Source organism: Lentilactobacillus parafarraginis DSM 18390 = JCM 14109 (assembly GCF_001435895.1).
Lineage (GTDB): Bacteria > Bacillota > Bacilli > Lactobacillales > Lactobacillaceae > Lentilactobacillus > Lentilactobacillus parafarraginis.
On record NZ_AZFZ01000075.1, the window covers coordinates 1 to 9,186 of the forward strand.

Consider the following 9,186-nt stretch of genomic DNA (forward strand, 5'->3'; position numbering starts at 1 on the left):
TTTGGCGTGATTATTAGCTTTCAAGTTTCAGATATCAGTTAGTTTCTTCCACTCATCAAAGGTCATGTTCTTAATGAGTTTGCCCTTGCCGGTTTTGGGATCGCGCATCCAACGTTCTTTAGTCTCTGGTAATCCTTCAATCCATGGTGCGGTAGTACAGCGGCAACGGGCATGGATTGGTGGACAGTTAACTCCAGGCTTACGTTCACTGACCTTAAAACGCTGTCCATCCAGCTTGGCACAGACTTCACAGGTGTGAGATTCAAGCGTCGCCATATACTCATACTCTTCAATCTCGTTTTCTTCATATCCCTTAGCCGTGGCCTCTTCTTGGACATGCGCCATCTCAGAGATAATCAGCCGATGGATGTTATTCTTCTCAACGTTTTGAAACCGAGCATGGAACATCTGAGCTATCTTAGGTTCTGAATAACCAAGCAAGGTGCCACGAAGCACCGTGTCCATCAGCATCGACGGCATCTCCTTGCGGTAGTTGCTCCATATCCGTTTTGAGAAGTCTTTACCATCTTTGCCCCATGGCTCTGAGACCACAATCCTTAACTGAGCTTCATTGAATCTTGCGAAATTAGCGGTTATCTGGGCCTTAGCGGCTTGTAGATTATAGTTCGTCTGCATATACGTTTCATCGTACTGTTTGGCTAGCTCTTTGCGCATTGATTCGGTCTGAGAACCCGCAAAACTCGAAGTATGCTGTCTCAGTTGAGCTTCAAGGTCTTGTAGTCGGGCAATCCGTGACTTGTAATATTCAGAGTTAAGCTCCTGATCGTGGCCACCTTCTTTAGCCAGGTGCTCAAACTCTTTAAGTGTCAGCTCCCAGTGCTTGGTGTTGATGTTAGCTAAAAGCTTTTGGGCTTCTTCCTTAGTAATCCCAGCATTCGCCGCATAACGAACGTACCAATCTTCTAGGTCTTTATGAAGCGTCTGATATAGACCATTTAGCTCCGGTTGTAAAGCCCGTTCATAATCTTCAGTATTTTTTAGCTGCTTGGCTTTAACGGTGAGAAAACGTCGTGTCCAGTAAGCCTGATTACTCTGTTGGCTCATCATCTTCACCGCCGTTCAAGCTGTTCAATGCATCGGGATTGTCATAACCATCACGCTTTACAATATCGTCTTGCTTATCCCGTAACTCTTGCTGCCAATCATCTACAATTGGATTAGCTTTGGCAATGGCTTCTTCAGAACTGTATTGAGCAACTTGTGAAACGGTCTGGGCTTTCTCCAGGTCATTCTGGACTTGATTGCGATGCCAAGCTTGATTAATCGAGCGACTATCAGCATCGCTAACTCCCATCCAATTCATGATGGCACGGATAAGGGTATTCAACGAATCGGTAAAGTAACTTTCAGTTGTGCCAGTTTTTAATTCCAACGTACTATACAGCATTTTAATGGCTGTTCCAGAAGCGTTGCTATCATTCTTAAAGTCTGCCGGATCAATTCCTTCACCATACGTAAAGATATCTGCTTTCGTTGATTCTAGTAATGTGTTGCGAGCTTCCACAGGAATATCAATTGTGAGTTTATCAACGCCAGATTTATCAGTGCCACCAACATTATCAACTTTAATTGCATGGGCTTCCTTAAGCGTCTTCTTGAACTCTTCAAGTGATTCACCGCCATAGTTTGTAAGAATTAGAATGACCTGCTGAATGTCATCAACATCGTTTACAAAACCGTTATAGACATTGTCGTAGACATCAATTAAACCTTTGTATTTCTTGAGGTCCGGCAACTCGTATTTATTCTTACTGAATGGAATAAACGGTATCTTGCCTAAACCATGGTTCAATTTGCTACTCGTTCCGGTCTCTGCTCCACTGCTAACATCGTAAATTGAAAACCAGTCTTCACATAGCTCCAAGTCTGTGTAATTGGGTAGTTCGGACTTAAAGACAGTACAATCTTTATCAGTCCAATATTCATGGATACTGAAGTGTTTACCAGTTTCTGGGTTTAACTGTTGATAAGTTCGCCTAACTGCTAGTAATTTACGATTAAGATCACTTGAATAGATTGGTGTAATTTGACTAGGCGGGACAATTCCATAACGGAATTGATTATCATCATCAATCCAGTAATGCAGCCAGCCAACACCAGCATTGGCAGCATCAACAACCAATTGATTCAATCGCAGCTTGAATTCGTCGCCGAGTGTGTCAGTAATCTTGTCATTCAAGCTATCGTCTTGAACGTCAATATCTGGTGGAACAGTAGTCAAGTAACCGGCTTCCTGGTCAACTAACAACTCGTGGAAGTTATGAGATACTCGATTATCTGCCGAACGTAGGATGTCGTCTTTACCATGTTCATTAAGCTTAGATTCCCCATTGTTACGATTAGTAATATCGTTCTCATTTTTGTAATAGCGTAACGATCGTTGGAACTGATGATTGAATCTGTTGCGTCGTTTATCAGTGGCTTTTAGTAAGTCCTGCATCTGTTTTATTTCCAAGGAACGAAGCCTCCTTTCTTCATAAGTGATTCCAATTCGTATCTGGTCTTATCAATCGTATGATCATTGCCGTCAGGATAACCGGCCTTGAAATTGCCATTGGCATCTTTAGCTAATTCGTAACCTTTAAACTCACGGGCGGTATTTGGACAACGACGAGGGTCAATCACAATCTCTCGTAAATCCTGTAGCCATTTGAAACCATGCTCGCGGCTACCAGGGCCTTTCTTAGCCCCCATTACATTGATGCCTAAGTCTCGAAATTCAGCAATGGTTCTGGGTTCTGCTGAATCAGCAATGATCGGTTCATTCATTGGATTAAGCTTCTTGATAGCTTCCACAGCTTCACGGTTAGTCATGCCGACTTGATAAATTTCGTTAAATAAAAAGATTCGGCGCCTTGCCGAGTCCCAATAAGCATCACCATAAGCTAATGGATCATGAGCAAAACCAAAGTCTAGACCATGGTAAATCTTATCGAAGTGTGATATTTCTTCGTCAGTAATCTCTCTTATGGTAAGGTTGTTAAAGACTTCAGCACCAGTACCAGTAACCTCACCCAGATATTCATGAGCATAAGCTTTAGGATTATCTTTCTTTAGTTGTTCTGCATCAGCTAAAAACTCTTTACCTAACCATGCTTTAGGAACAGACCGATAATCAGACGAATGAACCAACGTGTCTTCACGTAAGGTCGCTGCATCACTAGCTTCATTAACCCAATTGTTTTGGGAAGCTGGTGGATTATAAGAATAGAAGGTGACGATGTTCGAACCGCCACGATTAAGTGACTGATTAATGTTTCGAATCTCAACCATACCATTAAAGTCGGCAGCTTCTTCGTAGTGTTTGAATTTTGTATAACCACGCCGAAATTTCTGCGACTTAACTTTCTGCGGTTTATCAGCACCCTTGAACCGTATCTGTTGACCGGTTGGTAAGTAAGTTAACTGCATTGGACTAACGGAATCTAGCCACAGGTCCGAAACACCTAACTGATCAATTGCCCACAGGTATTGGTCAAACACGGAATCCCGTAACGTTGCCGCAACTTTTCGTAAGACAATCGCATTCGCTTCTGGGTCGGTCATAATCCGCATCACAATTTCAAGCGAAATAAAAGAGGACTTAGTTGAACCTCGCCCTCCCTTTAACCAATAGTTTGAATGTTTATGTTGTTTTAAATCCCAGTGCAATCTGTAAAACGAGGGAGCAATGAGGGATGATAATCTAACCATCGCGATCACTCTCCGGCGGAACATCATCAAGAATCTGAATCGGATTAACATTAGCGTTAATGTCATGTTTCTGAGTGGGGATGAAGCCGGCCCGGTCAAGCAAATCTTTAGCAGCATTATATCTAACCAATTCACTCCGAGCATTTAAAAGTTTCAGCATTGTACTCATTGCTTTTGGTGTCGATCGTGAAATGGTTTCATTAGTATATAGCCGCATTGCTTCAATGAAACCTTTGTCCCTTTTCCACCTAGAAAGTGTTGTTGGATGAATTTTTAATTGAGCGCTAATTTCTTTTTGTGAGAGATTACCCTCAAACATTAATTCAATTGCCTTCTGTTGATTCTTCGTTATCATGCAATCTCTCCTTTCTGTTAGCACTTTTTAGCCATCAAATTATAAACCCGCTCACCTCTATGTTCCTCTGCATGACATGAGCTACAAAGGGTAATTCCGTTGTCTACATTGATTCGGTTTACTGGATCATTTGACCAATATGAAATATGATGTGCACATAAATTTAAATGGCTTCCGCAATGCTGGCAAGTATATTTATCCCTTTCGAGGACTCGTTTCCTCCAACGCTTTACTAACATATCCTCACGATCAGTGATGACCGCCGATTGTTCAATTAAGTTATTTGTCTGATGAACCCCAAGATAATAATTTAAAAGTACTCGTGCTGCCATCTTCTGATATGAAGTGGCGTTGATCGAAATAATTACCGCTAATCCGTCAACGCAGATTTTTAAATTGAATTTCTTACATAAGCACCGTTTCAATAAACACTCCGCGGCCTTAATTTGTTGTTTAATTGGGTCTTGCATGCTTCGAATATGACGAATTTCATCAGTCATTAAGGCGGCTTGTGTGGCATTGCCGCTAATTAAATATTCGTCAGCAAATTTTTGCTGTTTTATTGTTAGTTTTGCCATCATCAAGCCTCCTTAATTTCATGCATTAAAAAAGCCGCCACACCAGTAGCGACTATCGAAGATAATGAAAGTAGTGTCATTTCTGACAAAACAGTACAACGGAATCGAACCGTCATACCGCAATTTTATTTAGGATGGTAGTATAGAAAACTTCTTAATTTTCTATACTACCAATTTAACACTTAAAAACAGGTCATTTGGACGCGTTTTGGACACTTATAATCCTAATTGATTTGAAAGCCTTTCGAAAAATCTAATTCGTCTTTTCTTTACTGTGGTTGGTGATAAATGAACTTTCTCCGCGACCCCATAAACATTAAGGGTGGGATGCTGCTTAATGTACAATTCTTCAATGATTGCCTTAGTATCAGGATCACACTCATTTAAACACTGTTCTACCGCCTTTGCATGTCGCTTCAACGTGTTCAAGCGTTTATCAATTGCTAAGGTAATGGCCATGTCTTGAACCCCAGTGTTGTTCTTGTATTGTGCTCGGCCACCGCCCACATTTTCATCACGAAATTCTTGGAACTGATTGGTCAATTCGTCTTCACGTTTTTTAATATATTGATTAGTTTGGGGATAATCAGAAATAATCTCCGCAATATAATCAAACAAAGCTTTTTTCAGCTTAATCACCCCCATTTTTGTAGTAAAGCCACAATGCCCAAGAAAATAGTGCCGTAATGCAGACGACAACAATTGTTAAAAACGTTAAGAAATCCATGGTTAGCCCTCCTATTTACTTGGGATTAGTTCAAGCAATTGCCCTTTTAAACGGGCCCCAGTATAGTCAATTCCCTGACGGTCAAGATAATCTTTAATTTCAGGGATGGTACTATATGCGTCTGGAATATCCGGATTGTCATTATGAGCGAACATCTTAGAATATTCATCAGAGGTGTCAGAACTACGGCGATCATGAAACTCACGATCAGCGATGTAGTAAAATCCCTTTTCGTTTGGTACGCCGCGATTGGCTGTTGCATAACTTAAAAATAATTTTTTGGCACATTTAGGGCACTTGATAAAGTGGAAGCCAAACGGCACAGTATCACTTGTGCGAGTACTGGTGTATCCACAGAATGGGCACTCAATATCAGTGTTAACTTGTTCGCCATAGTCGGGTATATCTGATACAGATGAATCAGTTGGCTTAGAATCACCATCATCCTCAACGTTCAATTCATCATCATTACCGGTTACTAACTGATGCAATTTGAAAATTTCTTTGAATGTTAATTCGCGATCGGCTTCCAAAGATACTTTCAACCCTTTAAAACTCATGCTAGCTGTCATTGTATTCATTTCATTTTTCCTCCAAATCTTCAATTCGTCCCATTACATAACTGATTACCATCATCAAAGTAGCAACGGCGTAAAATATATAAAAGTCTGCTGATTCTAAATTCCATTTATTCACATAGCCCAGCCAACATTGACTGGCATAAATGATTATCCAAACTGCTAAGCTTCTAATCAGAGCCATTGTCCGCCTCCAAAGACTTTAACAAGTTGCCGACTAGTCTTTTAAATTCATCAATATCCTCCTTGGTTGGTCTAGGCCCAGCACCAAACCCTTCCAACCAAATCTCCAAATCATCCCGCGCTGTATCAAAATCAATCATTTGTCTGCCTCCTCATAAGTCTTTTTGAAAATATCATCTTTGATGACCCAATGCTCACCAGCAACGCCGGTGGCTATCCAATCGCCTTTATTGATCTTCATATCGCCTTCTTTGGTTTCCAGATATGATTGAAAGCCACTAGGGAATTGAATAGCTCCATATTTCAAAGCCATTTCAGGGGTACCATCAAACTGCTCAGCCTTGATAGTGGCAATCTTCCGATAAGTTTTACTCATTTAAATTACCTCCTGATGGTAAATAACAGCTTTATTAAGCGTTCTAATGATTCTTTGATAGTAATTAATAACTGTTGATGTTCTCTCTATGCAGTCAAATAGCTCGCGCATATCTAATCCACAATCTGTAGCTAAAGAAATCATATTTACCTCACCATATAATCCTTCATAGCTATTAATAGATTGATTAAGCACGTATCTTAGCTTTTTTAATTTGTTGTTCTTAACAAAGCTATTCATTTGTCTGCCTCCAATAAGTCCTTGTTTTCATGAATATTTCCGATAATTTCAATACTTTTTTCAGTGCAAGCACATGCCAGCCATGATGATGAGCTATAGGATTTTGGGCTTTCTTTCACCACAAAACCGGCGTCACGATACACAACTGGCCCTATCCAATCCTGCTTTCTATAAACATTTGAATGCCAGGCTAGAATATCGCCTTCATAAATATTTTTACCATTTTTATCTTGTAGACCAGTGAATTGTTCAACTGAATCTCCAATAGAGCTAGTAAGATACGCTGTTGCACTTCCAATTCCGTCTTCGCAGTCCAAGGATATTCCTAATCCTCGATCATTACCGTTGGAACTCAATCTACGATATTCTCCCTGCGCTGAACCCCATACTCTAAATTTAATCTCTCTGCTCATAATTTATTCTCCTTTAGTGTTTCATCACCCACGCTTTAAGCATGTTCATGAACTTGGTATATTGCTCAAGTGGCACATACAAAAAGTCACAATTGCCGCCTGTAAATCCAACCACAAAACTATCTTTACCTGTCCCTTTCGATACGTAACTAACATTGCTTAATGCAATGGCCATTTGTCCATCTTTGTCTTCATATTCAAACATTTAATCACCTTATTCATTAACGGGTTTTACCTGAACACCGTTATCAAGTAAATTGACAATGCGCTTAGTTTCATCAATACCGAACTGTTGAATCAAGTCCCCGGCTTTAACCCTCGAATTTTTTAAACCGCAAGCAAAGTAGTGATTATCTTTTTTGGACCGAGTTACATATTGTTGACCATTATAACCAACCAACCCATTAAGCCGGACACGATACTTAGGTTTCTGGTATCCGATAAGATCGTTGTTTAAAATAGCGTAAATTAAATTTTCAAGTTCATCTTGTTCATAATCAACGTCGCCTGCTGCAATTCGATTGAGTAAATTTCTGATTTCGTCAGTCGAGCTTTTGCCATGGGGGACGGCCGTATATGTTTGATATAACTTTTTATTCTTAATTTTCATTTGTTTTATCCCTTTCTTGACGATGAATACCGGGTGTCTCGATAACGCCGAATGGTGGTGCGAACATACTTCAATTGAACTTCCAGGATGTGGCTAATTTGACGGGCATTGAATCCCATTTCAACGAGGCGCCCTACGTCTTTACGGACGCGATAAACTTTTGTTACCGACATTTCCGGGAATGTTAACTCTTTAAATTCAATCACCGGCTCGATATTGACGCACCGCCGGATCATCCACATTTCTTTACTATCATTGGGAGCATCCATGACAGAGCCATAAGCATCTTCGCAATCACGGATAGCTTCCAATAACCTGGTAAAGAATGCATGATGTATCATTCGATGTTGCTCAATCCGTTTGTAATAACGATTAATTTTAGTTTCCAGCAATTTCATGACCTTCACCTGCCCCAATTTGTCGAATTCGCTTATTAACTGTTGACAAGCTCAAACCAAGTTTTAACGCAATGGCTTCATGAGTGAGTTCTCTCTTCATTAGCCTTCGAATCACAATTATTTGACGATGAACATCGCCCTCTGGACTACCGGCCATTTTTAAAACGATTTGATGGCAAGCCTGTAATTCAGGGCAACCATACGGTGCTTTGCTGGTACTGCCATACTTAGCTTCCACCGCATGGACGGCTTGGATTAAATCAGCGCTTAATTTACTCATGACTATCACTCTCCAATAATTTTTAACGCGTCATCTACAGAACGAGCCACGCCGTATAACACTGGATATTGCTTAATAAATTTTGCAAACCGTTTCTGATCATCACGCAATCGTCCCGTTTCGTTTTTACATTCAATAAAGAATATTTTTCCATCTGAGTGTTTGAACCCGAATAAATCGGGATAGCCACGTGGTAAACCAGTATCAAACCAACGGCCATTTTCCATTAAAACTTTACCAACGTTGGCTCTAAACACGGTGCAACCATGTTTTGAAAGCTCAACGCGAATGTCATTTTGTATTTTATGTTCTGCTGTCATAATTCATCCGAATACATGTATACAGTAACTGTTTACACCGAAAATAGTTGCTTATTCTTACTCTCCCAAGGGTTGTGGGACTTTGCATGCACGAATACACCACTTTTTCAACACTCTATATATAGGCTATATACAGGGTATATATATTATTATTATTATAAGTGTATGTAGTGTATTCTTAATGGTATTAATGCCATGTGTCCCAAGGGTTTTCGGATGCATACACCTATTAAAATTTCTGTATACATACTGTATTTTACTGTATTCGTTTTCGATACCCCCTTTGAGAAACATTCCCAAATCGTTTTTGAACAGCTTGCCAATCATGATGGTTGTCCATGACATATTTAATTTTTCTTGCTAATTTTGGATTGTTAATTAAATCCTCAATTGTCAAATCAAGTGCAACACTAA

General features: G+C 40.1%; 17 protein-coding genes. All 17 read right to left on the reverse strand.

Features of this window, described 5'->3' with window-relative positions:
• Nucleotides 1-27 precede the first annotated feature (27 nt).
• The 17 genes from FD47_RS12570 to FD47_RS12645 all read right to left on the reverse strand — a co-directional run bounded on the left by FD47_RS12570 (nt 28) and on the right by FD47_RS12645 (nt 8,772).
• Nucleotides 28-1,065, reverse strand: a complete 1,038-nt coding sequence (locus FD47_RS12570; RefSeq protein ID WP_056980755.1) for a minor capsid protein — start codon at nt 1,063-1,065, stop codon at nt 28-30.
• Nucleotides 1,049-2,476, reverse strand: coding sequence for a phage portal protein (locus FD47_RS12575; RefSeq protein WP_054736259.1), 1,428 nt, complete (start codon nt 2,474-2,476; stop codon nt 1,049-1,051). Before FD47_RS12575 ends, FD47_RS12570 begins: the two co-directional genes overlap by 17 nt.
• Nucleotides 2,467-3,714: a PBSX family phage terminase large subunit gene (locus FD47_RS12580; RefSeq protein WP_202813713.1), complete on the reverse strand. Its 1,248-nt coding sequence runs from the start codon at nt 3,712-3,714 to the stop codon at nt 2,467-2,469. The genes FD47_RS12575 and FD47_RS12580 overlap by 10 nt, the downstream gene beginning before the upstream one ends.
• On the reverse strand, nt 3,707-4,069 hold the full coding sequence (locus FD47_RS12585) for a phBC6A51 family helix-turn-helix protein (RefSeq protein WP_054736261.1): 363 nt from the start codon (nt 4,067-4,069) through the stop codon (nt 3,707-3,709). Before FD47_RS12585 ends, FD47_RS12580 begins: the two co-directional genes overlap by 8 nt.
• Nucleotides 4,070-4,086: 17 nt before the next feature.
• Nucleotides 4,087-4,647: an HNH endonuclease gene (locus tag FD47_RS15900; RefSeq protein ID WP_054736263.1), complete on the reverse strand. Its 561-nt coding sequence runs from the start codon at nt 4,645-4,647 to the stop codon at nt 4,087-4,089.
• Between the two features lie 216 nt (nt 4,648-4,863).
• The gene (locus FD47_RS12595; RefSeq protein ID WP_162230593.1) at nt 4,864-5,265 is read right to left on the reverse strand and encodes a DUF722 domain-containing protein; all 402 of its coding nucleotides are present in this window, start codon (nt 5,263-5,265) and stop codon (nt 4,864-4,866) included.
• 120 nt (nt 5,266-5,385) lie between these two features.
• Entirely contained in the window at nt 5,386-5,955 is a 570-nt protein-coding gene (locus FD47_RS12600; protein WP_054736266.1) for a hypothetical protein, read from the reverse strand.
• A gap of 1 nt (nt 5,956) precedes the next feature.
• Entirely contained in the window at nt 5,957-6,136 is a 180-nt protein-coding gene (locus FD47_RS12605; protein WP_054736268.1) for a hypothetical protein, read from the reverse strand.
• Complete coding sequence (locus FD47_RS15390; protein ID WP_156319486.1) at nt 6,123-6,275, reverse strand: hypothetical protein; 153 nt, start codon at nt 6,273-6,275, stop codon at nt 6,123-6,125. Before FD47_RS15390 ends, FD47_RS12605 begins: the two co-directional genes overlap by 14 nt.
• On the reverse strand, nt 6,272-6,511 hold the full coding sequence (locus tag FD47_RS12610) for a hypothetical protein (protein WP_054736270.1): 240 nt from the start codon (nt 6,509-6,511) through the stop codon (nt 6,272-6,274). Before FD47_RS12610 ends, FD47_RS15390 begins: the two co-directional genes overlap by 4 nt.
• Nucleotides 6,512-6,751, reverse strand: a complete 240-nt coding sequence (locus FD47_RS12615; RefSeq protein WP_054736272.1) for a hypothetical protein — start codon at nt 6,749-6,751, stop codon at nt 6,512-6,514.
• The gene (locus FD47_RS12620; RefSeq protein WP_056980757.1) at nt 6,748-7,164 is read right to left on the reverse strand and encodes a YopX family protein; all 417 of its coding nucleotides are present in this window, start codon (nt 7,162-7,164) and stop codon (nt 6,748-6,750) included. Before FD47_RS12620 ends, FD47_RS12615 begins: the two co-directional genes overlap by 4 nt.
• Nucleotides 7,165-7,177: 13 nt before the next feature.
• A complete protein-coding gene (locus FD47_RS12625; protein ID WP_054736276.1) occupies nt 7,178-7,369 on the reverse strand; it encodes a hypothetical protein in 192 nt (63 codons plus the stop codon).
• A gap of 9 nt (nt 7,370-7,378) precedes the next feature.
• Nucleotides 7,379-7,774: a hypothetical protein gene (locus FD47_RS12630; RefSeq protein WP_054736278.1), complete on the reverse strand. Its 396-nt coding sequence runs from the start codon at nt 7,772-7,774 to the stop codon at nt 7,379-7,381.
• Between the two features lie 5 nt (nt 7,775-7,779).
• Complete coding sequence (locus FD47_RS12635) at nt 7,780-8,172, reverse strand: hypothetical protein (RefSeq protein ID WP_054736280.1); 393 nt, start codon at nt 8,170-8,172, stop codon at nt 7,780-7,782.
• Nucleotides 8,153-8,452 (reverse strand): sigma factor-like helix-turn-helix DNA-binding protein, encoded by a 300-nt coding sequence (locus FD47_RS12640; protein WP_054736282.1) that lies wholly within the window; start codon nt 8,450-8,452, stop codon nt 8,153-8,155. Before FD47_RS12640 ends, FD47_RS12635 begins: the two co-directional genes overlap by 20 nt.
• 5 nt (nt 8,453-8,457) lie before the next feature.
• Nucleotides 8,458-8,772, reverse strand: a complete 315-nt coding sequence (locus FD47_RS12645) for a VRR-NUC domain-containing protein (protein WP_054736284.1) — start codon at nt 8,770-8,772, stop codon at nt 8,458-8,460.
• Nucleotides 8,773-9,186 lie beyond the last annotated feature (414 nt).

Excerpts from the sequence above, each read along its gene's own strand:
- FD47_RS12635 (WP_054736280.1), bottom strand. The coding sequence starts at position 8,172 with ATGAAATTGCTGGAAACTAAAATTAATCGTTATTACAAACGGATTGAG.
- FD47_RS12600 (WP_054736266.1), bottom strand. The coding sequence starts at position 5,955 with ATGAATACAATGACAGCTAGCATGAGTTTTAAAGGGTTGAAAGTATCT.
- FD47_RS15390 (WP_156319486.1), bottom strand. The coding sequence starts at position 6,275 with ATGATTGATTTTGATACAGCGCGGGATGATTTGGAGATTTGGTTGGAA.
- FD47_RS12625 (WP_054736276.1), bottom strand. The coding sequence starts at position 7,369 with ATGTTTGAATATGAAGACAAAGATGGACAAATGGCCATTGCATTAAGC.
- FD47_RS12645 (WP_054736284.1), bottom strand. The coding sequence starts at position 8,772 with ATGACAGCAGAACATAAAATACAAAATGACATTCGCGTTGAGCTTTCA.
- FD47_RS12580 (WP_202813713.1), bottom strand. The coding sequence starts at position 3,714 with ATGGTTAGATTATCATCCCTCATTGCTCCCTCGTTTTACAGATTGCAC.
- FD47_RS12630 (WP_054736278.1), bottom strand. The coding sequence starts at position 7,774 with ATGAAAATTAAGAATAAAAAGTTATATCAAACATATACGGCCGTCCCC.
- FD47_RS12640 (WP_054736282.1), bottom strand. The coding sequence starts at position 8,452 with ATGAGTAAATTAAGCGCTGATTTAATCCAAGCCGTCCATGCGGTGGAA.
- FD47_RS12610 (WP_054736270.1), bottom strand. The coding sequence starts at position 6,511 with ATGAGTAAAACTTATCGGAAGATTGCCACTATCAAGGCTGAGCAGTTT.
- FD47_RS12585 (WP_054736261.1), bottom strand. The coding sequence starts at position 4,069 with ATGATAACGAAGAATCAACAGAAGGCAATTGAATTAATGTTTGAGGGT.
- FD47_RS12615 (WP_054736272.1), bottom strand. The coding sequence starts at position 6,751 with ATGAATAGCTTTGTTAAGAACAACAAATTAAAAAAGCTAAGATACGTG.
- FD47_RS15900 (WP_054736263.1), bottom strand. The coding sequence starts at position 4,647 with ATGGCAAAACTAACAATAAAACAGCAAAAATTTGCTGACGAATATTTA.
- FD47_RS12605 (WP_054736268.1), bottom strand. The coding sequence starts at position 6,136 with ATGGCTCTGATTAGAAGCTTAGCAGTTTGGATAATCATTTATGCCAGT.
- FD47_RS12620 (WP_056980757.1), bottom strand. The coding sequence starts at position 7,164 with ATGAGCAGAGAGATTAAATTTAGAGTATGGGGTTCAGCGCAGGGAGAA.
- FD47_RS12570 (WP_056980755.1), bottom strand. The coding sequence starts at position 1,065 with ATGAGCCAACAGAGTAATCAGGCTTACTGGACACGACGTTTTCTCACC.